23 protein-coding genes are annotated in these 26,070 nt (G+C 62.4%); 14 read left to right on the top strand and 9 right to left on the bottom strand.

Annotated elements, in window-relative coordinates:
- Positions 1-11: 11 nt before the first annotated feature.
- Complete coding sequence (gene fes / locus V3587_RS10265) at positions 12-1,247, bottom strand: enterochelin esterase (protein ID WP_235171372.1); 1,236 nt, start codon at positions 1,245-1,247, stop codon at positions 12-14.
- A 66-nt stretch (positions 1,248-1,313) separates the two neighbouring features.
- Between fes and fepB the strand changes: the two genes are divergently transcribed.
- From fepB to V3587_RS10250, 3 genes are all read left to right on the top strand, one after another.
- On the top strand, positions 1,314-2,309 hold the full coding sequence (gene fepB / locus V3587_RS10260; RefSeq protein ID WP_166811572.1) for a Fe2+-enterobactin ABC transporter substrate-binding protein: 996 nt from the start codon (positions 1,314-1,316) through the stop codon (positions 2,307-2,309).
- Between the two features lie 111 nt (positions 2,310-2,420).
- The gene (locus V3587_RS10255) at positions 2,421-3,734 is read left to right on the top strand and encodes a sensor histidine kinase (RefSeq protein WP_234036671.1); all 1,314 of its coding nucleotides are present in this window, start codon (positions 2,421-2,423) and stop codon (positions 3,732-3,734) included.
- A complete protein-coding gene (locus tag V3587_RS10250) occupies positions 3,731-4,393 on the top strand; it encodes a response regulator transcription factor (RefSeq protein WP_050655447.1) in 663 nt (220 codons plus the stop codon). Before V3587_RS10255 ends, V3587_RS10250 begins: the two co-directional genes overlap by 4 nt.
- Positions 4,394-4,489: 96 nt before the next feature.
- Here V3587_RS10250 and V3587_RS10245 read toward each other — a convergent pair whose 3' ends face one another.
- Positions 4,490-5,422: a tyrosine-protein phosphatase gene (locus V3587_RS10245; protein WP_095971422.1), complete on the bottom strand. Its 933-nt coding sequence runs from the start codon at positions 5,420-5,422 to the stop codon at positions 4,490-4,492.
- Positions 5,423-5,672: 250 nt separating this feature from the next.
- On the opposite strand from V3587_RS10245, the gene V3587_RS10240 reads away from it, so the two are divergent.
- The 3 genes from V3587_RS10240 to V3587_RS10230 all read left to right on the top strand — a co-directional run bounded on the left by V3587_RS10240 (position 5,673) and on the right by V3587_RS10230 (position 9,867).
- Positions 5,673-6,707 carry an ABC transporter substrate-binding protein gene (locus V3587_RS10240; protein WP_124568777.1) on the top strand — a complete coding sequence of 345 codons (1,035 nt, stop codon included), beginning with the start codon at positions 5,673-5,675 and terminating at the stop codon, positions 6,705-6,707.
- Between the two features lie 155 nt (positions 6,708-6,862).
- Complete coding sequence (locus V3587_RS10235; RefSeq protein ID WP_019747067.1) at positions 6,863-7,756, top strand: phosphoribosylaminoimidazolesuccinocarboxamide synthase; 894 nt, start codon at positions 6,863-6,865, stop codon at positions 7,754-7,756.
- Positions 7,753-9,867 carry a S9 family peptidase gene (locus V3587_RS10230; protein ID WP_095971420.1) on the top strand — a complete coding sequence of 705 codons (2,115 nt, stop codon included), beginning with the start codon at positions 7,753-7,755 and terminating at the stop codon, positions 9,865-9,867. The genes V3587_RS10235 and V3587_RS10230 overlap by 4 nt, the downstream gene beginning before the upstream one ends.
- 45 nt (positions 9,868-9,912) lie before the next feature.
- On the opposite strand, the gene V3587_RS10225 is transcribed toward V3587_RS10230, so the two are convergent.
- Positions 9,913-10,602 (bottom strand): response regulator, encoded by a 690-nt coding sequence (locus V3587_RS10225; RefSeq protein ID WP_003945570.1) that lies wholly within the window; start codon positions 10,600-10,602, stop codon positions 9,913-9,915.
- Positions 10,599-12,185: a sensor histidine kinase gene (locus tag V3587_RS10220; RefSeq protein WP_166811578.1), complete on the bottom strand. Its 1,587-nt coding sequence runs from the start codon at positions 12,183-12,185 to the stop codon at positions 10,599-10,601. Before V3587_RS10220 ends, V3587_RS10225 begins: the two co-directional genes overlap by 4 nt.
- A gap of 119 nt (positions 12,186-12,304) precedes the next feature.
- Between V3587_RS10220 and V3587_RS10215 the strand changes: the two genes are divergently transcribed.
- Positions 12,305-13,717: a C4-dicarboxylate transporter DctA gene (locus V3587_RS10215; RefSeq protein ID WP_007734438.1), complete on the top strand. Its 1,413-nt coding sequence runs from the start codon at positions 12,305-12,307 to the stop codon at positions 13,715-13,717.
- A 131-nt stretch (positions 13,718-13,848) separates the two neighbouring features.
- Here the strand turns inward: V3587_RS10215 and V3587_RS10210 are convergent, their stop codons facing one another.
- The 3 genes from V3587_RS10210 to V3587_RS10200 all read right to left on the bottom strand — a co-directional run bounded on the left by V3587_RS10210 (position 13,849) and on the right by V3587_RS10200 (position 17,314).
- Entirely contained in the window at positions 13,849-15,072 is a 1,224-nt protein-coding gene (locus tag V3587_RS10210) for an acyl-CoA dehydrogenase family protein (RefSeq protein ID WP_283376623.1), read from the bottom strand.
- Entirely contained in the window at positions 15,069-16,346 is a 1,278-nt protein-coding gene (locus tag V3587_RS10205) for an acyl-CoA dehydrogenase family protein (RefSeq protein ID WP_283376624.1), read from the bottom strand. Before V3587_RS10205 ends, V3587_RS10210 begins: the two co-directional genes overlap by 4 nt.
- A 125-nt stretch (positions 16,347-16,471) precedes the next feature.
- A complete protein-coding gene (locus V3587_RS10200; RefSeq protein WP_283376625.1) occupies positions 16,472-17,314 on the bottom strand; it encodes a sucrase ferredoxin in 843 nt (280 codons plus the stop codon).
- Between the two features lie 260 nt (positions 17,315-17,574).
- Here V3587_RS10200 and V3587_RS10195 point away from each other — a divergent pair, with 260 nt between their 5' ends.
- The 4 genes from V3587_RS10195 (at position 17,575) to V3587_RS10180 (ending at position 21,466) form a co-directional block, all read left to right on the top strand.
- Entirely contained in the window at positions 17,575-18,513 is a 939-nt protein-coding gene (locus tag V3587_RS10195) for an ABC transporter substrate-binding protein (RefSeq protein WP_124568775.1), read from the top strand.
- A gap of 30 nt (positions 18,514-18,543) precedes the next feature.
- The gene (locus V3587_RS10190; RefSeq protein WP_095971414.1) at positions 18,544-19,041 is read left to right on the top strand and encodes a glutathione peroxidase; all 498 of its coding nucleotides are present in this window, start codon (positions 18,544-18,546) and stop codon (positions 19,039-19,041) included.
- A 123-nt stretch (positions 19,042-19,164) separates the two neighbouring features.
- Positions 19,165-19,869: a DUF2334 domain-containing protein gene (locus V3587_RS10185; protein ID WP_019747074.1), complete on the top strand. Its 705-nt coding sequence runs from the start codon at positions 19,165-19,167 to the stop codon at positions 19,867-19,869.
- 226 nt (positions 19,870-20,095) lie between these two features.
- Complete coding sequence (locus V3587_RS10180) at positions 20,096-21,466, top strand: Ig-like domain-containing protein (protein ID WP_283376626.1); 1,371 nt, start codon at positions 20,096-20,098, stop codon at positions 21,464-21,466.
- An 8-nt stretch (positions 21,467-21,474) separates the two neighbouring features.
- Here V3587_RS10180 and V3587_RS10175 read toward each other — a convergent pair whose 3' ends face one another.
- Positions 21,475-22,122, bottom strand: coding sequence for an MBL fold metallo-hydrolase (locus tag V3587_RS10175; RefSeq protein WP_095971412.1), 648 nt, complete (start codon positions 22,120-22,122; stop codon positions 21,475-21,477).
- A gap of 165 nt (positions 22,123-22,287) precedes the next feature.
- On the opposite strand from V3587_RS10175, the gene purS reads away from it, so the two are divergent.
- Together purS and purQ are read left to right on the top strand one after the other, a co-directional pair.
- Positions 22,288-22,527 carry a phosphoribosylformylglycinamidine synthase subunit PurS gene (gene purS / locus V3587_RS10170; protein WP_003945817.1) on the top strand — a complete coding sequence of 80 codons (240 nt, stop codon included), beginning with the start codon at positions 22,288-22,290 and terminating at the stop codon, positions 22,525-22,527.
- Complete coding sequence (purQ, locus tag V3587_RS10165; RefSeq protein WP_050655460.1) at positions 22,524-23,201, top strand: phosphoribosylformylglycinamidine synthase subunit PurQ; 678 nt, start codon at positions 22,524-22,526, stop codon at positions 23,199-23,201. The genes purS and purQ overlap by 4 nt, the downstream gene beginning before the upstream one ends.
- A 79-nt stretch (positions 23,202-23,280) precedes the next feature.
- Here the strand turns inward: purQ and V3587_RS10160 are convergent, their stop codons facing one another.
- Complete coding sequence (locus V3587_RS10160) at positions 23,281-24,501, bottom strand: pyridoxal phosphate-dependent aminotransferase (protein WP_283376627.1); 1,221 nt, start codon at positions 24,499-24,501, stop codon at positions 23,281-23,283.
- A gap of 140 nt (positions 24,502-24,641) precedes the next feature.
- On the opposite strand from V3587_RS10160, the gene V3587_RS10155 reads away from it, so the two are divergent.
- The gene (locus V3587_RS10155) at positions 24,642-26,048 is read left to right on the top strand and encodes an aminotransferase-like domain-containing protein (protein WP_283376628.1); all 1,407 of its coding nucleotides are present in this window, start codon (positions 24,642-24,644) and stop codon (positions 26,046-26,048) included.
- Positions 26,049-26,070 lie beyond the last annotated feature (22 nt).

Below are 26,070 nucleotides of genomic sequence, written 5' to 3'. Positions count from 1 at the left end.
CGTTGTCCGTCTCACGGACTGCCGATCAGTTCGACAACGGAGTCCAGAAGGGCACTGCGCCAGCACAACCAGTCGTGGCCGCCGTCGAAGATCCGATACGACACTTGGGCTCCGGCGGCCTCCAACGCCTGGGCGACCGCTGCGCTGTGCCCGACCATGTCGGACTCGTGCTTACCTACTTCGAGGACAACGCGTAAACCGTCCGGCACGCCGTCGCGCTCGATGCGTGCGGCTATGTCTCCACCCGCCGGGCCGTCCTCGCCGCGCTTCAAACCCGTTGGCCACCAGAATGATCCGGACCCACTGGCGACCAGAGCGAAGTGTTCGGGAAATTCGAGTGCTGCGAACATCGAGGACAGACCGCCGAAGCTCTGCCCCGAGACGACGGTTCGCGTTCGATCAGATGAAAAGGGTGCGACGGCGCGTACCTGCGGAAGCAGTTCGTTGACGACTGCACTCCAGTATTCGCGGTTGCACGGCAATTCCTTCGAACGACGTTGATTGTCAACGGAGTCGATCGCCAGCAGAACGCAGGATTTCAGTTTGCCGGTCTGGACTGCACGATCGAAAGCGGCACCCGCGGGCATGACCTCGGCCCAGTGGCGCCCGTCGAGAAGAATCACGAGTGGGCGTTCTTCGAGCGGTGTCAGCCCGTCGTCCACGGTCTCGTAGATCCACACCGGTCGTTCGACGCCTAGAGCCGAACTGTCCCAGGCGAGCTGCACCGACTTTCTGAAAACCGGAGCATCCCAGCCGAACTGGACCGGCGCCGAGGGCATCTCGGCGACGGAGCGTCTTGTGTCCACGCCCGCGGAGAGCGGATTGAGCGGGTCGGCGATTCGGTGTTCGAGCAACCCCAGCCATCGGGTGCGGCGAGTCGTGTCTTCCTTGCCTGCTCCGGGATAGTCGAGTTCGTCGACTACGGACTTCGGTACCGGGATGAAGCTGTAACTACTACGCCAGGTGTTCGAGACTTCGGTGGCGTAGAACCACACCGGACTATCGCCGATCCTGTGCATCACGCTGAGCTGTTCCGCGTGGTGGTCGGTCAGCGAGTTTGCATCCAGGTAGACGCGCTCGACCTCCATCTCTTCGGGCTGCCGCCAGAGGAATGTGACCCGAACTGTCTGTGGATCAACACTTTCGATGATCGGCGTGCCCTGTTGCACTATCCGGTTCCAGAACGTGTCGATGTCGGGCGAGGCCGCGAGGGAAGCGGACAGATCAGTCGCCGGCTGGGTTAGCATGAGCACAGCCTAACCTAATTTGATGGGCTTTTGAATTCGAGGAGTGGTCCGCCAGTGGGCGTCACAATGAAAAAATCACGCACCCTGAAGGTGCTCTCCGCAGTCTTGGTCGCAGGGTTCGCCCTCGCCGGATGTAGTTCTGCGGATGCCGATTCCGATGCTGACTCAGCTGTATCGCAGGGTAATTGGCCGCGCACCGTGGAAACGCCGAAAGGGCCGGTGGAGATCACGTCGAAGCCGGAGAGAATCGTCTCGACCAGTGTGACGCTGACGGGCACACTGTTGTCGATCGACGCTCCGGTGGTGGCTACCGCATCGACAGGACCGAACACCGATGTGTCCGATGCGCAGGGATTGTTCACACAGTGGGGCGACATCGCGCGAGAACGCGGACTTGCCGTGTTGCCGATGGGCGGCGCGAACGCAGAATCCGTTCTGGCTCAGAACCCGGATCTGATCGTCGTCTCGGCGACAGGCGGTGACTCCGTCGTCGACCTGTACGAGCAGTTCACGGCCATCGCTCCGACGATCGTGGTGGACTACGGCGGAAGCAGTTGGCAGGAAGTTGCCTCTGTGCTGGGTAAGGCGACAGGTCTCGAAGACAATGCCGCGGCTACGGTCGCGAAATTCGACAACGCAGTAGAGGCTGCCAAAGCCGAGATCACGCTTCCACCGCAGCCGACCACCGCGCTGGTCTACTACGAGGACGGCAGCGGTGCCAATATCTGGACGCACGAGTCCGGGCAGGCGAAGTTGCTCACGGCGATGGGTTTCACTGTCGCCGACATTCCCGAGTCCGCGAAGAGCAGTGAGTCCATGGGCAAGCGTAAGGACATCATTCAGGTCTCGGCCGAGAACCTCTACGACGGTATCGCGGGCAACACCCTGATCTTGGTCAGCGCCGACGACGGTGCGGTGAAGGCGGTCGAGGCACTTCCCCTGTTGGCCCAGCATCCGGCAATTCGTGATCACCACGTCTACGCCGTGGGGCTGGACACCTTCCGTCTCGACTACTACAGCGCCACCAATATGGTGAACCGGTTGGTCGAACAGTTCAGCTGATCCATAAGTACTAGTACTTTCACCCCGAACTAGTCCTTTGGTCGTAACCGAGAATCGAACATTCCCTTCACGTTCGTCGAATGTGGGACCAAGTGGTGCGCGCATGCCACCATGAACGTCAATCACTGGATGCGGAATGGGGAGTGGATGTTCGACTCGGCTGGTCAGAATGCCCCGGGGCAAGCCCTGACATCGCGAGGGTGGGGACGTTTCAACCTGAGCAACCCGGCTACGGCGGCCGTGATCGTCGGACTGCTGAGCGTGCCCTGGGTATTCGGCCTCGCCAGTCTCAAGACTGAACCCGAGACGAGCAATCGAGTGCTGAGCGATCCGGCGACCGTCGTCGGCATCATGGGTTTCCTGACGGCGCTGACCGTGGTGGCGTGTGCGCGCCGTCGATACCCGATCGCGTACTACCTACTGACGCTGGCAGGATCCGGCGGGTTGATGCTCTTCCTCGGCAGTCGATCGCTCGGGGCAACGCCGCTTTTCTGGTTCGCGATCATGGCAGTGTCCATCCGGGTGACAGGCATGCGCTTGGCCGGACTGTTGGTCCTCGGAATGGCGATGGACGTGATCTTGGCGATGTATCTCACCGAACGGGACGGGCTGACGGTCGCCGAGGTTCAGGTGGGGGAGTTGCCCCACCTGTTCCTCGAACCGGCGGCAAACACCGTCACCAGTTTTCTGGTTGTCGCCGCCATGGGAAAGATCGTCGCGCGCCTGCGAAAGCAAGCTGTGGAGAACAGTCAGGCAGTAGCGGATCTGCACCGGGACCGCGAACGCAAGATCGCGAATGCCGTTGTCGCCGAACGTCAGGACATGGCACGTGAGTTGCACGACGTCGCGGCTCACCACATGACCGGCATGATCATCCAGGCCCGTGCCGCCGACAAGTTCTTCTCGAGCAATCCCGAACAAGCGCAAGCCCTCCTGGGCGGCGTCATCGAGCAGGGGCAGCGAGCCCTCAACAGCTTGCGGCAGATCGTGGGGATACTTCGCCTGGGTGAGGAAGACCCCGATTTCCCGACGCCCATGGTCTCCGACATCGACGAGTTGGTGGACGACTGCAGGCGCACCATCTCGTCGATCTCGCTGGAGAAGGTCGGCCGCTTCGACGACCTGGACAGCGGAGTTCAGTTGACCTGCTACCGCATCGTGCAGGAAGCGTTGTCGAACGTCCTTCGTCATGCGCCGGGCAGTGAGTCCAAGGTGTGCCTGAGCCGAGAAGCGGGCGCGGTGAGGGTACGGGTGATCAATACTCTCGGTAATTCTCGCCCGGCCTCCGACGGGCAAAACCTCGGAATTGTGGGAATGCGCGAACGCGCGACGCTCATGGGTGGTCAACTGGACGCCGGACCGAATTCGGAAGGTGAGTGGGCTGTGCAGGCACTGGTGCCGGTGAACGGGAGGATCAACGCATGATCGATGTCCTTATTGCGGACGACCAGCAGGTGGTACGGCAGGGTTTCGAACTGTTTCTCTCCGGTCACCCCGAAATTCGCGTCGTCGGGCACGCCAAGACGGGAGTCGAGGCGTACGAGCAGGTGCGTGCACTGCGTCCGGATGTCGTGCTGATGGACATCCGCATGCCGCACGGCGACGGATTGACTGCGACCCGGGAAGTTCTTGCCGAGTTTCCGGCAACCCGCGTCATCGTGATCACCACGTTCGATCTCGACGAGTACGTATTCGAGGCACTCGACAGCGGCGCCGCCGGGTTCTTGCTCAAAGACGCCGATCCCGAGGAACTCTCGTCCGCAGTGTTGACCGTGGCCGAGGGTGGCTCGGTGCTCTCGCCGAGATTGACCTCGAGACTGATCGTGGAGTTCGCGAGGCGCAAGCCTGCACCCATGTCCACAGCGCGCTCCGGATCGGATCACGGTCTCAGTGCACGTGAAATGGATGTGGTGCAGTTGCTGTCACAAGGCTTGGGAAACAACGACATCGCCGATTCCCTCAGCCTCGAGCAGAGCACGGTGAAGTCGCACATCAGCAACATCTGCAAGAAGCTGCAGGTGCGTACCCGTGTGCAGATCGTCATCTGGGCGTACCGAAACAACGTGATCGCCGTATCGCGCTGACGCACGGGGCGCTGCGGCGCATCCGGCACGGCACGGGCAGAGAAGTGCACGTGCCCCGGGTTCGACCCCACGTCGAACCCGGGGCATCTGTTCGGCTCAGCCCAGCAGTTTGGCTTTGAGTGCCATGACAGTTGCCGCACTCAGGCCCAAGCCCTCGGTCAGGTAGCGATCGACCGACCCGTAGGTCTGGTCCAACTGTGCGAGGCCGGCATCGAGATAGCTTGCCTCGACACCCAATAGGGGCTCCATGTTGACGGCCATCTGCTCGCCCAAGCTCGCCGCAATGCCCGCGCGCGTGGCCTTCATGCCTTCGGCCGTGTACTCGTTGGTCAGGAGGTAGTCGTTCATGATCACCGAGCGGTCGACGCCGGCGATGCTCAGTAGGAGAAACGATGTCCAGCCGGTGCGGTCTTTGCCTGCGGTGCAGTGGAAGACCTGTGCGCCTTCGGTTTCGGCGAGGCCTGTGAGCAACTGCGCGAATCCGGCTCGTTCCGTCGCTCCGGTGACGAAGGCGCGGTTCATGTCCTGCATCATCGATCGAGAGTCCTCGGGGGACTTGATCTTCGCGACCATCTCGGCAATGTTCCCGGACAGGATCGGAATGTTCTCGTACGCAACCCCGTCGGGCAGGACATCCGGCTTACTGGCGATCTCGGGTTCGGTGCGCAGATCGTAAACCTTTGTCAGCCCAAGCTTTTCGAGAATGCTCATGTCATCGCCCTTGGGCGTGATCGCGTTCGCGCGGTAGAAGACCCCCTTGTTGACGGGCAGACCGAAAGTTCCCGAGTATCCGGCGCCGGTGCCTGCGACATCGCGGAAATTGTCGATCCCGGTCAGCCGCGGGGCATCTGGGGTCTGCTCGGCACTGCCGAAGTCGCTGGATCCGAAATCCAGCGAGCCGAACTGTGGAGCCGAGGGGGCAGGTTCGGCCTGTGCGATCGAGGCGCCGAAGCCGGTGATGAGGAAGCTACTGGTCAACGCAATGGCCGCGGCAGACCGTAGTGAGCAGGTACGCGTGGATCGGGACATGTGTGAGCCCTTCGTCGAGCGGAGAGAGTGGCGAGTCGATGAGGTATCGCGAAGGCAAGGTAGCGAGTTCGCGTGTCCGATTCGAGAGGAATCTTGCTTTGCTCCCTCTCAGTGGGAGGCGTGCTGCTGTGAGCGTGAGCGGCTCGGGAGGCGCAGTTCATTCCTCGAGACCTGTGTTTGTGCAAACTCCCGCCGCCCTGATATTGGTTAGCCTCACCAAATCAATTCCGGAGCAGTCCGGTGCGTTCAGATGGAGTTCAACATGCGGGTTCAAGGTCTGTCGCGGTTTCGCCGCGCAGTGGTGATCGGTGCAGCAGCTGCGCTGGCGGTCGGCGTCGCCGGATGCAGCAACTCCGAGGAGGCATCGTCCGAATCGTCGACGACAGCCGCGAGCTCGCAGACCCGTGTCTTCGAGGCGCAGAACGGATCCATCGAGATCCCGAGCGACCCGCAGCGGATCGTGGCCTGCGGATATGCGGTCCTGCCGCTGATTCAGGCGGGAGCGAACCTGGCTGCGGTATGTGAGTGGACCCGTGAACTCGGCAACATGGACGACAAGACCAAGGCCGCTTACGAAGCTTTGCCGAAGGTCGCGCCCGACGGCAACGTCTCCCAGCTCAATTACGAGGGGATCGTCGCTGCCGAGCCCGATCTGATCATCATGGGCGTTCCCGCTCGTGTCGAAAGTCAGCTGGACATGGCTCAGCTCAAGGCTGCCGCTCCCGTCGTCTTCCTGGGACCGACGGTTCCAGCGGACTGGCGAGTGCTGGGCGAGCAGTTCGCCGACGCCGCGAACGTCTCCGACACCTACGGAGAGTTCAAGGACGACTACGACGCCAAAACTGCCGAGCTGGCCGCGAAGTACAAGGACAAGCTCGGCGCGCTGAGCTTCGGCGGCGTGTGCAACGTCTGCAAGCCGGAGGCAGGCACCTTCTCACGCGAGTACGCGTCTTCGTACACGACGAATCTCTTCGACGGACTGGGGCTGCAGTTCCCCGGCACCCCCGCAGACCCGGCCGACATCCACGTCGAACAGGTATCCATCGAGAAGATCGGCGAGAATCTCGGAAATGTCGACGTGATCGTCTACGGCCTCAACGCCGACGGCTCGATGTCGCCCCAGTTGCAGGAGCTGGTCAATTCCGAGCTGTGGAAGGAATTGCCCGCAGTGAAGGCGGGCAACGTCGTCCAGGTCCGGCATTCGTTGGCCGCGACCTATCAGACGGCCCTTCTGACGCTGGATTCGATCGACGAGGGCCTGTCGAAGTTGCCCGCAAACCAGTAGTTCATCGACTGTGACGGTGGCCTCTCGCCTGCCGGCGAGGGGCCACCTGCATATCCGGATGAGCAGGGCGGACAGCTCTCCGAACGGCGAGGACGCTTACCCGTCCCGGCTACCGGGGTTCTGTACGAACTGCGAACGCCCGATAGGGTGACCGGGTGCGTCCTACACTTGATTCCTACACTCATCTGGCCGGTGGCAAGGTCCGTGACCTTTACACGATCGACGACGAGCATCTGCTGCTTGTCGCGAGTGATCGGATCTCGGCCTACGACCACGTGCTCAGCACACCGATCCCGGACAAAGGCCGCGTTCTCACAGCGATGAGCGTGTTCTTCTTCAACGTCCTCGGTGGCACCAACCACCTGGCCGGCGAGCCCGACGACGATCGCATCCCGGAAGAGGTTCTCGGCCGCGCCCTCGTCGTGCGCTCCCTCGACATGGTTCCCGTCGAATGCGTCGTCCGTGGCTTCCTCACCGGCTCCGGCCTGGTCGACTACAACAACACCGGAGCAGTGTGCGGCGTCGCGTTGCCCGAGGGCCTCGTCGAGGCGTCGCGGCTGCCCGATCCCATCTTCACCCCGGCGTCCAAGGCTGCCCTCGGCGATCACGACGAGAACATCAGCTTCGATCAGGTAGTGGAGAAGGTGGGTCAGAAGCTGGCAGTCCAGCTTCGTGAGGACACCCTCGACGTCTACGCCCGCGCCTCCAACTTCGCGGCCGATCGCGGAATCATCCTGGCGGACACCAAGCTCGAATTCGGCCTCGACTCCGGTGGAAACCTGGTACTCGCCGACGAGGTGCTCACCCCGGACTCCTCGCGCTACTGGCCTCTCGAAGGCTACGAAGCGGGCAAGGTGCAGCCCAGTTTCGACAAGCAGTTCGTTCGCGACTGGCTCACGAGCCCCGAATCGGGTTGGGATCGAAGCTCGGACACGACACCTCCGCCGTTGCCGCAGGAGATCGTCGACGCGACTCGTGCCCGCTACATCGAGGCGTACGAACGCATTTCCGGGTTGTCCTTCGACGATTGGGTCGGTCCCAGCGCATGAGTCTGATCCCGCCGGTCGCAAAGAAGGTCCCCGTCGAACGTACCCATCACGGACACACGTTCGTCGATGACTACGAGTGGCTGCGGGACAAGGACAACGCCGAGGTAGTCGCGTACCTCGAAGCCGAGAACGCGTACACCGACGAGCAGACGGCCGCTCTCGAGCCGTTGCGCGAGAAGATCTTCCAGGAGATCAAGTCGCGGACGCAGGAAACCGACATGTCGGTGCCCACTCGCATGGGTAAGTGGTGGTACTACTCGCGCAGTGTGGAAGGTAAGTCGTACACCGTCCAGTGCCGGTGTCCCATTGCCGGTGAAGACGACTGGACTCCGCCCAACCTGACGCCTGGCGTCGAGTTGGCCGGTGAGCAGATCCTCATGGACGGCAACGTCGAAGCCGAAGGGCACGAGTTCTTTTCGCTCGGGGCGTTCTCCATCAGCGAGGACGGCACGTTGCTCGCGTACTCGGTGGACATCGTCGGAGACGAGCGGTACACCTTGCGGTTCAAGAACCTCGAGACCGGAGAGATGCTCGCCGACGAGATTCCCGACACCGCACCTGGTGCCACCTGGGCGATCGATCACAGTCACGTCTTCTACATGACCGTCGACGACTCCTGGCGCCCGGACACCGTGTGGCGTCACAAGCTGGGAACGCCGCAGAGCCAAGATGTTTCGGTGTTCCACGAGCCCGACGAACGGTACTGGGTTTCGGTGGGGTCGACCCGCAGCGAGAAGTACCTGATGATCTGGGTCGGTTCCAAGGTGACCAGCGAAGGCTGGATGCTGGAATCGGCGAACCCGGAAGGCGACTTCCGCGTCATCATCCCGCGCCGCGAGGGCGTCGAGTACGGGGCCGAACACGCGGTGATCGGGGGAGAGGATCGCTTTCTCATTCTCCACAACGACGTCGTCGACGGCGTCAAGGCCGAGAACTTCGTGTTGGTGGAAGCTCCCGTGTCGGATCCGACGAACATGACGACGCTGATCGAGCACAGCGCGGACGTTCGTCTGGAAGAAGCCGAAGCCTTTGCCGGACACCTCGTGCTGAGCTACCGTCGCGAGGCGCTCACTCGGGTTGCCGTGTGGCCGTTGACCGCCGACGGCTACGGTGAGCGTCACGAGATCGACTTCGACGAAGAACTCTTCAGCATCGGTATGGGGTCCAACCCGGAATGGGCGCAGCCCACCATCCGGCTCGGATTCACGTCGTTCATCACTCCCGGGCAGGTGTACGACTACTACGTCGCCAGTGGTGAACTGGCACTGCGTAAGTCGCAGCCCGTTCTCGGTGACTTCGACGCGAGCAACTACGAGCAGCGTCGCGACTGGGCAGTGGCCGACGACGGCACCCGCATTCCGCTCTCGATCGTCAGGCGCGTCGGTGCGCCCGAAGGTCCCGCGCCGCTGTTGTTGTACGGCTACGGTTCCTACGAGGCGAGCATCGACCCGTCGTTCTCGGTTGCCCGCTTGTCCTTGCTCGATCGCGGTGTCGTCTTCGTCGTCGCACACGTGCGCGGCGGCGGCGAGATGGGCCGTCACTGGTACGAAAACGGCAAGACGCTCACCAAGAAGAACACCTTCACCGATTTCGTTTCCTGCGCACAGCATTTGATCGACACCGGTGTCACGTCGGCCGATCGAATGGTCGCCGACGGTGGTAGTGCGGGTGGACTGCTGATGGGCGCCGTCGCCAACCTCGCTCCGGAACTGTTCGCCGGCATCCTCGCCAACGTTCCGTTTGTCGACCCGCTGACGTCGATTCTCGACCCGTCGCTGCCGTTGACGGTCATCGAGTGGGACGAATGGGGAGATCCGCTGCACAACAAGGATGTCTACGACTACATGCGCTCGTACAGCCCGTACGAGAACGTGGAAGCCAAGGACTATCCCGCCATTCTTGCGATCACGAGCATCAACGACACCCGCGTTCTGTACGTGGAGCCGGCCAAGTGGGTTGCAAAACTGCGCGCCACGAAGACCGGTGACGCTCCGCTACTTCTCAAGACCGAGATGAGCGCCGGACACGGCGGTGTCAGCGGTCGCTACGAGAAGTGGAAAGAGGTCGCGTTCGAGTTCGCCTGGGTTCTGGATACCGTGGGCGCGAACTAGCTTCTGCACCAATCAGGTTCGGTGACCCTCAGGTTCGGTGACAAGTCAGGTTCTGCGGTAACGAACCTGAGGGCGTCCAGCCCGCCCGTACTCGGTCTCCCGGGTGAGCATGCCGTCGTCTGCCAGCTTTTCCAGGTAGCGCCAGGCTGTCACCCGGGACACTCCGACCGACGCTGCCACCTCGGCCGCAGTCACGGGACCTTCCGAATCCCGAACAGATGCAGCGACAAGTCCGAGCGTTTGAGATGCAAAGCCTTTCGGCGCCGCTGCTCGATCGTCGGACGTTCGTAGTGCGGACATCGCTCGGTCGATGTCGTGTTGGCTGACCGCAGACTCTCCAGCGGGCAGGGCAGCACGATATTCGAGGTAGCGCTCGAGCTTGTCGCGGAACGCTGCGAAGGTGAACGGCTTGAGGAGATAGAGGACGATCCCGCGAGCCACGGCGCTTCGAACCACCTCGAGATCGCGCGCCGAGGTGACCGCGATGATGTCCGGACTCGGGCGCAACCCGCCGAGGGCGGAAGCCACGTCGAGACCGCTGGCGTCGGGCAAACCGATGTCGAGCAGGACCAGGTCGATGGGCTGGTCGGTGGCGTTGGCCGCCGTAACTGCACGCACGGCGGCGTTCCCGGAATGAACCACGCCGTGGACCACGAACTCCGGCACACGCTCGACGTACGAACGGTGCGCCTGCGCGATCAACGGTTCGTCGTCGACTATCAGTACACGAATCATCGCGGTGTTTCCGCCTCGCGCAGAGGTATGCGGACTACCAGCATCGAGCCCATCGCCGGTTCACTGGTGAGCGTGCCGCCGTGCCGTTTCACCACTTGCGAGACGAGCGCGAGACCGAGTCCGCGAGAGCCGGATTTTGTGGAGTAGCCACGGCCCTTGGCCTTTTCGAGTGCTTCGGGTGTCATTCCCGGGCCGCTGTCGGCGACGGCAACAACCATCATCGAATCCTCTTCCATTACCGTCACTTCCACCCACGGAGACTCGCTCGCGCGCGATGCGTCAATAGCATTGTCCACGAGATTGCCGACCAGCGTGACCAACTCGCGTGCATTGAGCGAAGGAACCGGACCGAGCGCAGTGTCTTCCGTGATGGTCAGGTCGACACCGCGTTCGGTCGCTTCGCTCATCTTGCCGAGCAGTAGTGCGGCCAGTGCCGGCTCGTGGACCGCATTCATCAGACGATCTATCAGCTGTTGAGACACCCGCAATTCATTGGTGGCGAAGGCCACTGCGTCGTCGTTTCGCCCCAACTCGACCATCGTGATGATCGTGTGCAGACGATTTGCACTCTCGTGGGCTTGCGATCGAAGCGACTCGGCAAAACTACGTACCGAATCCAATTCCCCGAGTACGTTCTGCAGTTCGGTGTGATCGCGAATTGTCAGCACAGTGCCAATTCTGTTGCCCTCCCACTCAACCGGGTGTTGGTTGACCACCAGCACACGCTTGTCGGTGAGGTGCACTTGATCTTTTGCGGGAGAGGCATCGTCGACCCGCATGGTCTCGGGGATGGATGAAAGTGGCACGGGCCCTTCCGGTAGATCGAGGAGGCGACGTGCTTCGTCGTTGACGATATCCACTCGCGCATCGTTGCTTCGGCCTCGCCCGATCACCACCAAGCCCTCACCGATGCTGTGCAGGACGGCGTCGTGGTGTTCGTACATGGTGCGGAGTTCGTCCGGCGCCATCCCCAGGGTCTGTCGCCTGATACGCCGACTCACCAGAAGTGAACTCAGGAGGGCGGCAAGTAGACCGCCGCCGGCAACGAACAGGATGACCGGAACACTTTGGGCGAACTGCTTGCTGATCTGCTCGCGCGTGACACCGGCGGAAACCAGACCGACCAGGGTTCCACCGGAATCGTAAACCGGAGTGACTGCGCGGATCGACGGCCCCAGCGACCCGGCGTACGTCTCCGTGAAGGTCGCGCCGGCGAGTGCGCGGTCGATGTTCCCGGTGAACAGTTGGCCGATCAGTTCCGGGCTCGTGTGTGTGAACCGAGTGCGATCCGGCGCCATCACCACGATGAAATCGACGCCGGTTGCCTGTCGGATTTTCTCGGTCTGTGGTTGCAGAATCGCAGTCGGGTCCGGACTCTTCAGGGCCGCCGCTGTCGAATCCGACAGGGCGAGAGTCTGCGCTATCGAGCTCACCTGCCTGCGGATCGCGTCATCGCTGTCGCGGCGTTCGTCGACAACCGCGAGCGCAGCCCCCACGCCGATGACCAGCGCCAACAACGCCAATTGCAGGATCAGGATCTGCCTGGCGACGCTCATACGTCGGCCGGTCTTTCGTTCGACCATCGAGCGCCTCCTGAACGTAATGAACACAAACTTCCGGGCCCACCTGTTTGCAACAAGAATTCTCCACGACTCGAAGTGATCCCGATCACTTCACAGATATCCGATCCAAAGGACACCCCATGAGCAGCACGGCAACAGGGACAGTAGACGGTTCCCCACAGCCCGAGGGCACCAAGGCAAAGCGCGACAAGACGCATTGGCTCTACATGAGCGTCATCGTCGCGGTCATCGGCGGCATCCTCGTCGGTTGGCTCGCACCCGAGTTCGGTAAGTCCGTCGGTGTACTCGGCACGTTGTTCGTCAGCCTGATCAAGATGATGATCAGCCCGGTCATCTTCTGCACCATCGTGCTCGGCATCGGCTCGGTTCGAGCTGCGGCCAAGGTCGGCAAGGTCGGCGGCCTCGCACTCGCCTACTTCATCGGGATGTCCACCATCGCACTCGCGATCGGCCTGGGCGTCGGCAACCTGCTCAACCCGGGCAGTGGCCTGAACATCACGCCCAACGCGGCCTCCGTGGCCAAGCTTGCAGATCAGGCCCACAGCGCGGGCGGTACCTGGGACTTCATCGCGTCCATCATTCCGACGTCGATGCTGTCCTCCCTCACAGCCGGCAGCGTGCTGCAGACTCTGTTCGTCGCCCTTCTGGTCGGCTTCGCGATCCAGTCGCTCGGCAAGTCGGGTGAACCGATTCTCAAGGCCGTCGGATACATTCAGAAGCTCGTGTTCAAGATCCTGACGATGATCCTCTGGCTTGCCCCGATCGGTGCTTTCGGTGCCATCGCCAGCGTCGTCGGCCAGACCGGTTTGAACGCCGTCGTTCAGCTCGGAACCCTGATGATCGGCTTCTACCTGACCTGCCTGATCTTCGTCTTCGGTGTTCTCGGAACCCTGCTGCGCGCCGTCACCGGATTCAACATCTTCAAGCTGGTCAAGTACTTGGCCCGTGAGTACCTGCTCATCTTCGCCACCTCGTCCTCCGAATCGGCACTGCCGCGTCTGATCGCTAAGATGGAGCACGTGGGCGTCGAGCGCACCACGGTAGGCATCGTCGTTCCCACCGGCTACTCGTTCAACCTCGACGGCACCGCGATCTACCTGACGATGGCGTCGATCTTCATTGCCGACGCCATGGGACAGCCGCTCGGTTTCGGTGAGCAGCTCTCGCTGCTGGTGTTCATGATCATCGCCTCCAAGGGCGCTGCCGGAGTCAGCGGCGCCGGCCTGGCCACGCTGGCCGGTGGTCTGCAGAGCCACCGCCCCGAGCTTCTCGACGGCGTCGGGCTCATCGTCGGAATCGACCGCTTCATGTCGGAAGCGCGAGCAATCACCAACTTCTCGGGCAACGCTGTCGCGACTCTCCTGGTCGGCGCGTGGACCAAGACGATCGACAAGGAACGCGTCGTCGAGGTGCTCGACGGCAAGATCCCGTTCAACGAGGCCACGATGCTCGACGACGAGGACGAAGAAGAGCAGCACAAACTCGAAACGGCTCCGACCGGCACCAAGCAGTCGTTTGTGAGCCATCACTAGATCCGTCCGCTCTGCTGAACGTTTGACCGCACAGCAGGCGCGGAACCCGATCTACGATCAGTGATCCTGGTCGTAACGATGAAAGAGACCGCCGCACCAACCGTGCGACGGTCTCTTTCTGTTCGTGGGTGCTATGTGTACCAGGTCGGTTCGGGAATCTCGCCGGTCAGATAGCGGCTACCGACTTCACGGCGCTTGTACGCGAGCGGATCGTGAAGGGTATGCGTCCGGATGTTGCGCCAGTAGATGTCCAAGCCCACGTCGTTGGACGTGGCTCTGGCACCCGTCAGTTCGAAGATCTTGTTGCTGATCTCCAAGGACACGTCGGCGGCGCGAAGTTTTGCGGCCGCGATCCGTACGGCAAGATCGCCGCGAGCCTGCTCGGTGAGGTTTTCGCGAGCGTCGTGGAGCACGGTGTCGGCCTCACGGCTGACCTGATCCACGAAGGCCTCCGCTGCCCACAGCTTGGATTGCAAGTCACCGTAGCCCTCACGGAGGTACCACTCGTCCGTTGCGATTTCGCGGTTGTCACCGCCGTACGGCCATGGACGCGTACGGGTTCGGGTGTACTCGGCCGCAGTGTCCAGTGCGCCACGGGCGATCCCGAGGTAGAAGTTCGCGAACACGATCTCGATGGCCGGGAAGTTCAGGGTGTTGTAGACCAGCGGTTGGAATTCCTTGTCGACAAAGCCTGCCGCGCTTGCCCAGTCGACCTCGACGTCGTTGATCTCGACACTGCCGGAATCGGTGAGGCGCTGCCCGAGGTTGTCCCAGTCTCCGCGGAAGACTATGCCGTCCTGAGCGGTCGGCACGATCGCGAACACATGCGTCGCAGTTCCGTCGATGATTCCCTCGAGCACCGTGAGGTCGGTGACTCGTCCTCCGGTGGAAAACGACTTCACACCGTTGAACACCAGGTTGTCTCCGCGGTCCACGACGGTGAGGTCGGTGTCTCGAGGATTCACCGCGCCACCGAAGAAGAATCGGTTGCTCGTGTACAGCTCCTCGACAGCGGAGATCTGCGGATCGGTACCGACCAATCTGGCTGCCCACGCCCACAGGTAGTGATACCCGAGCAGTTGTCCGATGGAGCCGTCGGCGCGCGCGATCTCCCGAATCACCTTGTAGGCGGTCTCCCATCGCTGCCCACCGCCGCCGAACTCGACCGGGCCCAGGAGCGTCACCAGACCACTGTCCTTGAGCAGCTGGACTTCTCGGAACGGTGGTTCGCCGGCTCGGTCGCGGGCGAGTGCGTCGGCGGCAAGGATGTTGCTCACCTCGCGTGCGCGCTCGATCCAACCCTCGGATGTGTCGGGGACGCCGACGAAGACTTCGGTTTCACTGGTCACGGTCATGCCTGTTCATCCTTTTCGGTCGGTGCAGTCCCGATGGCCCACACGTAAATCGGTTCGGTTCCGTTGATTTCGTAGTCGCCGACAACTTTGGATTTGAAGACGACCGGGTTGTGGCTGGCGACGGTGCGGGCATTGCGCCAGAATCGATCGAGATCGAGGTCGCGGCTCACTCCGGAAGCGCCGAGCGCGTCGAAGATCTTGGCGGTGGCCGGCACGACGAGTCCGATCGAGGCGACTTGTCCTCGCCCCGAATCGATTTCGGCCGCAATGTTGGCCGCCTTCTCTTCCTCGGGCGACCCCGAGAATGCGGCTTCGTAAGCCCATTGGGACGTCTGCGCTGCGTGCACTGCAACGGCCTCGGCGGCATAGGCAGCTGAGGAGACCTCGCCGACCACTTGCTGAATCTGCGAATCCTGCGCGTATCTCGGTGCGTTGCCGTGACTGAAGGTTCGAGTACGAGCGGCAACTCGGCGAGAGATCTCGGTCGTCGCGGCCTTGGCAATGCCGGCGAGGGTGGCGAGATGGAACAGTTGGTAGAACGCGGTCTGATATTTGAAACGCGTCGAGAAGTCGAAGATGTTCTCCGGCTGGACAATCGCATTCTCGTAGATCGACGAACCGGAGCCCGTCGTCTGCTGGCCGAACCCGTTCCAGTCGTCGCTGTGCGTGACTCCGGGTTGTCTCGCTTCCACTGCGGCGATCACGAATGCGCCGGTGTCGGTGCGTTGTGAGTACAGGTCGATCCAATCGGCGAAAATGGAACCCGTGCTGTAGAACTTTGCCCCGTTCGCCAGGAAGTGATCGGCGTCGGGCGCCGGTGAGACCTTGGTGTTGGCTTCACCCAGTGCAACGTCGCCGATCTCGGTCCACGCGTTTCCGACCAACTGTCCCTCTGCAAAGCGTCGGAGCCAGGTGTCACGTTCCGGTCCGGGATCGGCGACCAGTCGGTCTTCGACAAATGCGAAGTGTCCGCGTAGTGCCTGCGTGATGTTGGAATCGGCACTCGACAGTTCGACCAACAAGCGGATCAGCTGAGGGATGCTCGCGCCGGACCCACCGTGTGTCGTCGGCACCCGAACGGCGCCGAAGCCTGCTTTCTTGAGTGCATCGATCTGTTGAAAGGGAAGGACATGATCGCGTTCGCGTTCCACGACGCTTTGTGCGATGTCCGCGAAGATCGGACGGAATTTCTCTGCCAACGTTTCGTAGTCGACCTCACTCTTGATCGGATCTGCAGACCGGGAAACGGCATTCGGCGTCAGTGCGGTGGTCATGGGAAGAATGCAAGCTGTAATCACCAGGGGCGTCGATCCTTCATCGCGACCTGATTCGAAGTGTTGTCAGTCCGCGCAAATCTCGGTTCGATGGCCTGCCGGGCAGTCGCAGCGGAATCGAGTGGTCAGTGCGGTTGCTCGAGAAGGTGCTCGACGGTCCATCCACTCCATTCGACCGTTCCCCCGGAACCACAATCATGTCGGAACGGCTGCCCGGGAGGACCGGGCCGGACGACCACGCGAAAGTCTCTCTCCTCCAACCGAAGATCGACGGTCGTGCGTTCTCCGTCGACGCTCTCGGTGATGCTCTCGAGTGCATCCGTTGCGACGATGTCGGTGGCGCGTCGGACGGCGTGCTCGGCGGCCTGAGCGGCCTGCGACAGTGCCGCCCGGCCGCGCAGGTGAGTCACCGCCAGTTCTCCGTTCAAGTACTTCTCGACTGCGTCCGTGGCGGAGTCGCCGTCCAGCCGACTGAAATAGACTGCGGCGGGCCACGCAATCATGTTGGCCGCGAAACGGTCTCCGCCGATGTGACTGCATTCCCACACGTCCGCGATCCCGGCAACGTCCAGTGCCGACACCACCGGACGGCCGAGTTCCGCGCAGCACGCATCCTTTTTTCCATGTGTGCACACTGCGAAGAGTGGTTCCGTGCGGGAGCGGCCGAAGTCGGGTTCCACTCCCGCGGCCATCGATTCGAACGGCAGTACCGACAGATCCTCGTATCGGTCCACCGACCCTTCGCGCATCCACTGGCGGGTGCCGTCCGTCCACGCGAGTACACACGTCGGCGTGAGAACCCGGCGGTTGCGGGTCCGCCGGATCACCACGAGGCGGATACGGCCCTGCGCTGCGTAGATCTTTTCGGTGAGCGCGACGGGGAGAACGTCGTCGGGGGCGGACGCCGGCCAGGGGCCGGGGTGCTCGATCAACACCCACAGATGTGTCGTTCCGGCGCGACCGATCATCGGTTCGCCTGCAGTTGACGACTGCCGTGTACAGGCGTGAGGGCGTCGACTGGTTTGTGGATTGGCGACAAATTCCGAAAGGCACTGCATTGATGCCTTCCCCAGGACACCGTCGCCGTGGCAGGGAAGGGAAGACATGATGAGGCTCCAGTCTCGTAGGTTAGGCTCACCAGACTATTGGATGGTGAATCCTTTGCTCAGCCGTGGTGAATGCCCGTGGCTGTGACGGTCGGAAGCAGTCGGTAACAGGAGTGTTGGGAATGAAACGCAGTAACTCGCGGACGAAGTACGTGCTGGGTGGTTTTGTTCTCGCCGCCGTCGTGGCAACGACAACGGCGTGTGGAAGTGACGACACGACGGATACCGGCAGTCAGTCTGCCGACACCGTGCACGCGGTCACCCACGCCCGCGGAACCACCGACGTCCCGATGGATCCGCAGCGAGTTGTCGTGCTCGAGCCGGTTCAGCTCGACACGTCGGTAGCGCTGGGCGTGATCCCCGTGGGCACCGCGGTACTGAGCGAGACGACCGGTGTTCCCGCGTACCTCGGTGAGGAGGCCGCGGAGATCGAGATGGTCGGCACCGTCGCGGCACCGAACCTCGAGAAGATCGTCGCCCTGAGCCCGGACCTGATCATCGGAACGGAAACACGGCACGGTGATCTGTACGAGCAGCTCGCTGCCATCGCGCCGACCGTCTACATGGCAACCCAGACCGATCCGTGGCAGGACAACGTCCAGTTCGTCGCAGAGGCGTTGAACAAGACCGATCAGGCAGGCGAACTGCTCGGCGACTACACGGCACGCTGCGAGGAAGTGGCCGGCAAGCACAGCACCGAGGGCAAGACCGCTCAGCTCATCCGCCCACGCGACGACGTTCTGACGCTGTACGGGCCCACCTCGTTTGCCGGAAGCACTCTCGAATGCGCGGGACTCACGATTCCGGCACGCGACTGGGAGAACTCGATCTCCGTCGACCTCTCCCCGGAATTCGTCTCCGGAGCCAACGCCGACCTCATCCTGGTGACCTCCGCGAAACCGGCCGATGCAAGCACGATGCCGAAGGCCGTGGCGGACAACGCCGGACTCTTCCCGAACCCGCATCTGGTCGACATGTCCTACTGGATCACCGGCGTCGGACCGCTCGGCGGCCTCACCGTCCTCGACGACCTCGATCGCATTCTCGGAGCGTCGACGTAGCAGCGGACAAGAGTCGCTAAGTTGGAGCCTATGACAACTCCAGTACAGAACATCGCGATCAACACCCTCGGTGGCGTGCCCACCTCGTTGGGTGAATACGACGGCCGCGCCGTCCTCGTCGTCAACGTGGCATCCAAGTGTGGGCTGACCCCGCAGTACTCGGCGCTCGAGAAGCTGGCCGGCGAGTACGCGGATCGCGGTCTGACCGTGATCGGCATCCCGTGCAACCAGTTCATGGGGCAGGAACCGGGTACCGCCGAAGAGATCGAGACGTTCTGCTCCACCACTTACGGCGTCACGTTCCCGCTTCTCGAGAAGATCGAGGTGAACGGCGAAAACCAGCATCCGCTGTATGCCGAGCTCACCAAGGCGGCCGACGCCGAAGGCACTGCGGGAGACGTTCAGTGGAACTTCGAGAAGTTCCTGATCGGACCGGACGGCACCGTCGTCAACCGCTTCCGTCCGCGGACCGAGCCTGACGCACCCGAGGTCGTCGCCGCGATCGAAGCTGCGCTTCCGAAGAATTAGTAGCTGCGCTTCCGAAGAATTGGTAGCTGCGCTTCCCGAGAACTGGTAGCTGCGCTGAAAACTGCCGCCGGATGATCATCCGGCGGCAGTGTGCTGTTCACCCACAGCTGCCACTATCGGAGTATGTCCGCAGAACTGATCGTGTCGGTATCCGGAATCAGAGACGAGACATGTTATCTCGCTGCCGGATTCGCTGACGAGATGGACGCTCGAGGTGTCCGCCTGTCGCTCCTGGTGGCGCCGCGACTGAAGGACAAATATCGACTGGCCGACGACGCGGTGACGACGGCTTGGCTGCGCGAGCGTCGTGAGCACGGCGACGCCATCGTTCTGCACGGCTACGACCAGGCCGCGACCAAGCGTCGTCGGGCCGAGTTCGCCACTCTGTCGAAGCACGAAGCAAAGCTGCGACTACTCGCTGCGGATCGAGTTCTCGAGCATGCCGGCCTTCGGACCCGGGTGTTCGCGCCGCCGCGCTGGGTGGCGTCGCCCGGTGCCATGTCGGTGTTGCCGGAGACGGGTTTTCGCACGATGGCAGGCCTCGGGGCAGTGCACGATCTGACCCGAGGCACCTTGCAGCGGGGACGGGTTTTCGGTATCGGCGAGGGCTTCAAGGCCGAGCCGTGGTGGTGTCGCGCATTGGTTCTCGGAGCCGGGCGCGCCGCCAAGCGTGGGGGACTGGTCAGATTGTCGATCACGGCCAAGCAGTTGGGAAACGAGGGCCCGAGGCAGGCAGTTCTCGACGCCGTCGACCTTGCACTCTTTCACGAAGCCACCTCGCAGGTGTATCGGTGGAACTCCCCGTCTCAGGAGCTCGGCGCTGCCTGAATTCGGTAGTTGGCAACTATTCGATAGCTACGAAATGGTGTCGTCTGTCCGGGTTGTCCGAGCGGGATAACTCTTCGCGTTTCTCACGTTTCTTGCTGGCAGTAGTGCAGAGTGGGTCAAATTTGCACAAAATGGACGTTGAATTCAAGTGTGGGGTCACCCAACTTCTTCGCTGCTAGAGTGCGTGCAGTTAATCTGCCGCTAGTAGATGGGTTGGGGTTTCACCATGCACGCACGAGTGCTCACCAAGTCGGCCAAAGGTCTTGTCGCTGTGACTGTGGGCGTGGTCGTCTGCGGTGCGGTCGTCCCGACGCTCGCGTCTGCCGCTCCGACCGGCGTGGTCCACACTCTGCCGACGGGAAGTATCGACGGCGGATCGAGTGGATCGAGTGACGGCGTCCGCACCGCGACCGTCGACGACGAAGGCGAGCAACTCACGTTGCGACTCCACAAGATGAATCTGCGGGGACCCGACTTCTCGATGGCTGTGCAAGAAAGCGGCGGCCAGCTTTCCCACGTGGTGATCCCGGCGCCCCGTTCGTACATCGGCAGCGTGGAAGGGCATCCGGACGCAATCGTCTCGGCCATCGTCGACTCCGCTGGAACACTGCGCGGACAGGTGATTTTCGATCGGGGCGCTTCGATCGAGTTCGTCGGATCGGACGTGGTCGGTCGCAGCACAGCGCCGATCGATGCGAAGCCGCAGTGGCCGACCGCCTCCATCGCGACGGCCTCGGCAGCAAACGTCGGCAAGACGGTGAAGCAGTTCGTGGTGGGGTTGGACCTGAGCGGCGAATGGTACTCCGCGCACGGTGAAGGCAGTCCCGCCGTCGCCCTGGACCGGGCCGAGGAATCCATGGCCAGAACCGCTGCGATCTGGATCAGAGACGTCGGAATCCGGCCGATCCTCGGTCGGGTCGTCCTTCGGGCAGATGCCGCCGACGATCCGTATTCGAGCAGTTGTGAAAACCTCGAGCAGTTGGAAGAACTGTGGTCCGATCAAGTCGGGACCAGCGTCGATCAGGCGACTGTCGTGTGCAAATCCGGTGGCGGAAATGCCTATTACTCGAAGTTCGAACTCGATCACAGCTACGCGCACGTCGGTGCCGAGCCCGATGGCACCTTCAGTCGCGTCCTCCGCCACGAGTTGGGCCACAACTTCTATGCCGACGACTATCACGGCGGTGGCGCCGAGGGATCGACCATCATGAACGGCAACGACCTCTCGCGCTTCGACGGCACCGAATTTGCTGCCATCGTCGATGCTGCGGATGTTGCCTCGGCTCGACTCGACGATGTCGGTCGGTACACGGCAAGTCCGATCCCGCCGTACGCCGCACTCGACACCGCGCGGGTCCGCTCAGGTGGCGCGGTCACCGTCGACGCCGTCGCGAATGATCATGACAGCAACGGAGATTCGATCAAGGTGACCGGCGTCGAGGCGACATCACTTCTCGGTGGCACGGTAAAGCTCGAAAACGGTGAAGTTGTGTTCGAGGCCGGAGCGAAGACAGGCACCGACAGGATTCTCTACACACTCACCGACGCAGCCGGCGGGACGAGCACCGGCTGGATCATCGTCGACGTGAGTGCGTGAGAACTGAATCAGGCGACTTCGACGCTCGACTCCTCGCCGAGAACTCGGAACTCGGTGCCGTCGGCAGCCATTTCCGAATAGCGACCGTAGAAAATACCTGTGGCTTCGTCGCGGATGATCGCTTGATGGATGGGAACCGCGACGCGCGGCGCTACCGCACGGAGGTAGTCGATGGCCTCCGAGATCTTGAGCCACGGTGCGGCGGCGGGGAGGGCAAGAACGTCGACCGTCTGTTCGGGGACGAAGAGGGAATCGCCGGGGTGCATGAACTGCGCCGGGTTGCTCGCGTCGCCGAGGAGGAACGCGGTGTTGTCGATCATCGGTAGGTCCGGATGGATGATCGCGTGCTCTCCGCCCGCTCCGGTCACCTCGACGTCACCGATGCTGAACCGGTCGCCCGGGCGGACTCCGGTCCAGCGTCCACCGAGCTTTTCCGCCGTCTGCGGATCGCTGTAGAGCACGGCGTCGGGGTTGGCTTCGGCCAGTTCGGGCAGGCGCGCGGGGTCGGCATGATCGGGGTGTTGATGTGTCACGAGGATGGCGTCGAGGCCGGTGATGCCTTCGAACCCGTGCGAGAAGTTGCCGGGATCGAAGAGGATCTTCGATCCGTTCAACTCCACGAGAACACAGGAATGGCCAAAATGTGTCAGTCGCATGATTTCGAGTATGCGCCGCCCTGAAGGGACTCGCAGGCGGCTCTCGCGGGTGTTGGCCGTCACGCCCCGATCACTCGATGCGAACCATCTCGGGTACGCCCGGTAAACTGGCCATCACCCGAGCGTTTCACTCCGGGTTCGCGCACTAGTACCGAGGAGCAGCACGTGGCCCGTGTCGTCGTCGAAGTCATGCCCAAGGCCGAGATTCTCGACCCCCAGGGACAGGCAATTGTCGGGGCACTGTCTCGCCTGGGCTTTGCAGGAGTATCCGATGTCCGTCAGGGCAAGCGGTTCGAGTTGGAGATCGACGGCAGTGTCGAAGACGCCGAACTCGAGAAGATCGCCGAAGGCCTGCTGGCCAACACGGTGATCGAGGATTGGACCGTCAGGCGAGTCGAGGCATGAGCGCACGTATCGGGGTAATCACGTTCCCGGGCACGCTCGACGACATCGACGCAGCCCGGGCTGTGAACCTGGCCGGCGGTGAAGCTGTCGAACTCTGGCACGGCGACGCAGACCTCAAGGGTGTCGACGCGGTTGTCGTTCCCGGTGGATTCTCCTACGGCGACTACCTTCGCTGCGGCGCAATCGCACGTTTTGCTCCCGCGATGGGCAAGGTTGTCGAAGCAGCCAAGGGCGGCATGCCGGTCCTGGGCATCTGCAACGGTTTCCAGATCCTCTGCGAGGCAGGTTTGCTCCCCGGTGCCCTGACCCGTAACCAGGGTCTGCACTTCATCTGCCGCGACGAGTGGTTGACGGTCGAAGCCAACAACACGGCGTGGTCCTCACGCTACGAGGCCGGCGCCCAGATCCTCATCCCCCTCAAGTCGGGTGAAGGTCGCTTCCAGGCGTCCGAGAAGGTTCTCGACGAACTCGAGGGCGAAGGCCGCGTCGTCTTCCGTTACTCGGAGGAGAACCCCAACGGTTCGCAGCGTCGCATCGCCGGCATCTCTTCGGCCAACGGCCGCGTCGTCGGTTTGATGCCGCACCCCGAGCACGCCACCGAGGCTCTCACCGGTCCCAGTGACGACGGATTGGGCTTGTTCTACTCGGCACTCGACGCGATCGTCACTGCCTGATCGCCTGCTGATTTTCACCACTGAACGCCGACCGGAAATCCGGTCGGCGTTCAGTCGTACGTGGGCCCGGTAACCAGGGCTACTGGCTGTAGGAACTGAGGAAGTTGCCGAGTCGCTCGAGAGCGGTCGAGAGATCGTCGGTGTTGGGTAGAGTCACCAACCGGAAGTGATCGGGTTCGATCCAATTGAATGCGCGACCGTGGCTGACCAGGATCTTCTCCGACTCCAGTAGATCGAGAACGAACCTCTCGTCGTCGACGATGCCGAACTTGTCGACGTCGAGCTTGGGGAACAGGTACAGCGCCCCGTCGGCCTGTTGGCAACTGATTCCGTCGATGCTGTTGAGCGTGCTGTGCGCGAGATCGCGCTGCGCTGTCAGCCGGCCTTGTGGAAGCAACAGGTCCTCGATGGACTGGCGCCCGCCGAGTGCGGTCTGGATCGCGTGCTGCGCCGGAACGTTGGCACACATTCGCATGTTGGCCAGCAGTTTGATGCCTTCGATGAAACTCGACGCCCGCTCCAGTGGTCCGGTGATTGCCAGCCATCCTGCTCGGAACCCGCAGACGCGGTAGGCCTTGGACAGCCCCGAGTACGTCAGACACAGGACGTCTCGCCCTGTCATCGACGCAAGGTTTGTCATGGATCGGCCGTCGTAGACGATCTTTTCGTAGATTTCGTCGGCGAAGAGCATCAGATCGTGTCTGCGCGCGATGTCCACGAAGCGTTGCAGCACCTCCGTCGAGTAGACGGCGCCCGTCGGATTGTTGGGATTGATGACGACAATCCCTCGGGTACGGGGAGAGATCCGAGCCTCCAGATCGTCGAAGTCCGGTGCCCAGCCCTGGCTTTCATCGGTGAGGTAGTGGACCGGCGTGCCGCCGGCAAGTGAAACCGAAGCCGTCCACAAGGGGTAATCGGGAGCGGGAATCAGGATCTCGTCCTCGGGATTGCAGAGCGCCTGCATCGTCAGCGTGATCAGTTCGGAGACGCCGTTTCCGAGATAGATCTCGTCGACGGTGACATCGGTGATACCCCGCGTCTGGTAGTACTGCACCACCGCGGTGCGCGCCGAATACAGTCCGCGAGAATCGCAATATCCCTGCGCGGTAGGGAGATTGCGGATCATGGCCATCATGATTTCGTCCGGAGCTTCGAATCCGAAGGGGGCCGGATTGCCGACGTTGAGTCGCAGGATCGTGTGTCCTTGATCCTCGAGTTCTTCGGTCTTGTCGAGAATTCGCCCTCTGATGTCGTACCTGACATTCTCGAGCTTGCGGGCCTGATCGATGGGTGTGTTCACGCGGTTACGTACCTCTTCCGGTTCGGTTGGGCGAGTTGTGTTTCAGATGAGAAGGGCGCCTCAGTGTTCAGCTCTGGAAATGGACATTGATTCGCGATAGCGCTAGCGTCGGCGGGAGAGTAGCGCTACTATGTTTCGACATGTCCAATGATAGCAGTTCGAGGATCGTCGCAGCCTTGCGTGAATGGATCGCGACGGCTCCTCCCGGCGCGAAGCTTCCGTCCACTCGGTCGCTCGTGAGCCTGCACGGGGCCAGTCCCGTCACCGTGCAGAAGGCGCTGCGAACGCTGGTATCTCAGGGAGTCGTAGAGGCTCGACCCGGAGTGGGAACCTTCGTACGCGCTGCGCGCGTCGTGCGACCCAACGATTACGGGTGGCAGACAGCGGCGCTCGGATCGCCGAATCATCGGCTGCAACTGCCTATTGCGCTGCAGTCCACCTCCAACGACGTGATCGCGCTGCATTCCGGCTATCCGGCCCGAGAGCTGTTGCCGGAAGGTCTGGTTCGTGCAGCCTTCACCAGGGCGACGCGAACCGACGCCGTGTTCAATCGACCCCTCGCTGCCGGGCTTCCAGAACTGCAGTCCTGGTTTGCCTCCGAATTGGGTTCCGCCACTCCTGCCGGGATCACTCCGCCGGGGCCGAACGACGTGGTTGTACTTCCCGGCAGTCAGGGTGGGCTTGCGACGTCCTTCCGTGCGTTGGTGGGGGAGGGGCGGCCGTTGCTCATGGAATCGCCGACCTACTGGGGTGCGATCCTGGCTGCCGCGCAGGCTGGAGTCACGGTCATTCCGATCTCCAGCGGCGCCAACGGTCCTGATCCTGAAGAGCTTTCGCGTGCATTCGAACAGACCGGTGCCCGTGCGTTCTATGCACAACCGAGCTTCGCGAGTCCGACGGGAGCGCTGTGGTCGCCGTCGTTGGCTGACAAGGTTCTCGATACCGTCCGTCGGCACGGCGCGTTCCTCATCGAGGACAGTTCGGCGCTCGACTTCGGAATCACCGCAGATCCCAGCCCCATCGCTGCTCGCGACGACAGTGGACACGTCGTCTACCTTCGTGCACTGACCAAGAGCGTCTCGCCGTCGGTGCGAGTTGCCGGATTGATCGCCCGAGGCCCGGCCTACGAGCGAATTCTTGCTGATACACAGGCAGATTCGATGTATGTCAGTGGGATGCTGCAAGCGGTAGCACTCGACGTCGTGACCCAGCCGGCCTGGCGCACGCACTTGCGCAGGCTTCGTCACCAACTCGAGGCCAGACGCGATCTCCTCGTGTCGAGTTTGCGCGAACATGCGCCGGACGCTCACCTCGACGCCGTACCGCAAGGCGGACTCAACCTCTGGCTGCGGCTCCCGGACACCACGAATCTCGAACGCGTGGTGCAGGACTGCCGGTCGGCCGGCGTCATCGTCGGGGCCGGCGACGATTGGTTCCCGGCGGAACCGACCGGAAAGTTCTTGCGGCTCAACTACGCCGGACCGAACCCGGGTGAGTTCCCCGACGCTGCCCGCATCATCGGCCGAGCAATCACACAACATATGTAGAACTTCACCTCGCTGGTGGTTG

Origin of the sequence: Rhodococcus sp. IEGM 1306, assembly GCF_036541985.1 — a bacterium.
GTDB lineage: Bacteria > Actinomycetota > Actinomycetes > Mycobacteriales > Mycobacteriaceae > Rhodococcus_F > Rhodococcus_F qingshengii.
This window is presented reverse-complemented; position numbering and strand designations above follow the sequence as displayed.

Excerpts from the sequence above, each read along its gene's own strand:
- fes (WP_235171372.1), bottom strand. The coding sequence starts at position 1,247 with ATGCTAACCCAGCCGGCGACTGATCTGTCCGCTTCCCTCGCGGCCTCG.
- fepB (WP_166811572.1), top strand. The coding sequence starts at position 1,314 with ATGAAAAAATCACGCACCCTGAAGGTGCTCTCCGCAGTCTTGGTCGCA.
- V3587_RS10255 (WP_234036671.1), top strand. The coding sequence starts at position 2,421 with ATGAACGTCAATCACTGGATGCGGAATGGGGAGTGGATGTTCGACTCG.
- V3587_RS10250 (WP_050655447.1), top strand. The coding sequence starts at position 3,731 with ATGATCGATGTCCTTATTGCGGACGACCAGCAGGTGGTACGGCAGGGT.
- V3587_RS10245 (WP_095971422.1), bottom strand. The coding sequence starts at position 5,422 with ATGTCCCGATCCACGCGTACCTGCTCACTACGGTCTGCCGCGGCCATT.
- V3587_RS10240 (WP_124568777.1), top strand. The coding sequence starts at position 5,673 with ATGGAGTTCAACATGCGGGTTCAAGGTCTGTCGCGGTTTCGCCGCGCA.
- V3587_RS10230 (WP_095971420.1), top strand. The coding sequence starts at position 7,753 with ATGAGTCTGATCCCGCCGGTCGCAAAGAAGGTCCCCGTCGAACGTACC.
- V3587_RS10225 (WP_003945570.1), bottom strand. The coding sequence starts at position 10,602 with ATGATTCGTGTACTGATAGTCGACGACGAACCGTTGATCGCGCAGGCG.
- V3587_RS10220 (WP_166811578.1), bottom strand. The coding sequence starts at position 12,185 with ATGGTCGAACGAAAGACCGGCCGACGTATGAGCGTCGCCAGGCAGATC.
- V3587_RS10215 (WP_007734438.1), top strand. The coding sequence starts at position 12,305 with ATGAGCAGCACGGCAACAGGGACAGTAGACGGTTCCCCACAGCCCGAG.
- V3587_RS10210 (WP_283376623.1), bottom strand. The coding sequence starts at position 15,072 with ATGACCGTGACCAGTGAAACCGAAGTCTTCGTCGGCGTCCCCGACACA.
- V3587_RS10205 (WP_283376624.1), bottom strand. The coding sequence starts at position 16,346 with ATGACCACCGCACTGACGCCGAATGCCGTTTCCCGGTCTGCAGATCCG.
- V3587_RS10200 (WP_283376625.1), bottom strand. The coding sequence starts at position 17,314 with ATGATCGGTCGCGCCGGAACGACACATCTGTGGGTGTTGATCGAGCAC.
- V3587_RS10195 (WP_124568775.1), top strand. The coding sequence starts at position 17,575 with ATGAAACGCAGTAACTCGCGGACGAAGTACGTGCTGGGTGGTTTTGTT.
- V3587_RS10190 (WP_095971414.1), top strand. The coding sequence starts at position 18,544 with ATGACAACTCCAGTACAGAACATCGCGATCAACACCCTCGGTGGCGTG.
- V3587_RS10185 (WP_019747074.1), top strand. The coding sequence starts at position 19,165 with ATGTCCGCAGAACTGATCGTGTCGGTATCCGGAATCAGAGACGAGACA.
- V3587_RS10180 (WP_283376626.1), top strand. The coding sequence starts at position 20,096 with ATGCACGCACGAGTGCTCACCAAGTCGGCCAAAGGTCTTGTCGCTGTG.
- V3587_RS10175 (WP_095971412.1), bottom strand. The coding sequence starts at position 22,122 with ATGCGACTGACACATTTTGGCCATTCCTGTGTTCTCGTGGAGTTGAAC.
- purQ (WP_050655460.1), top strand. The coding sequence starts at position 22,524 with ATGAGCGCACGTATCGGGGTAATCACGTTCCCGGGCACGCTCGACGAC.
- V3587_RS10155 (WP_283376628.1), top strand. The coding sequence starts at position 24,642 with ATGTCCAATGATAGCAGTTCGAGGATCGTCGCAGCCTTGCGTGAATGG.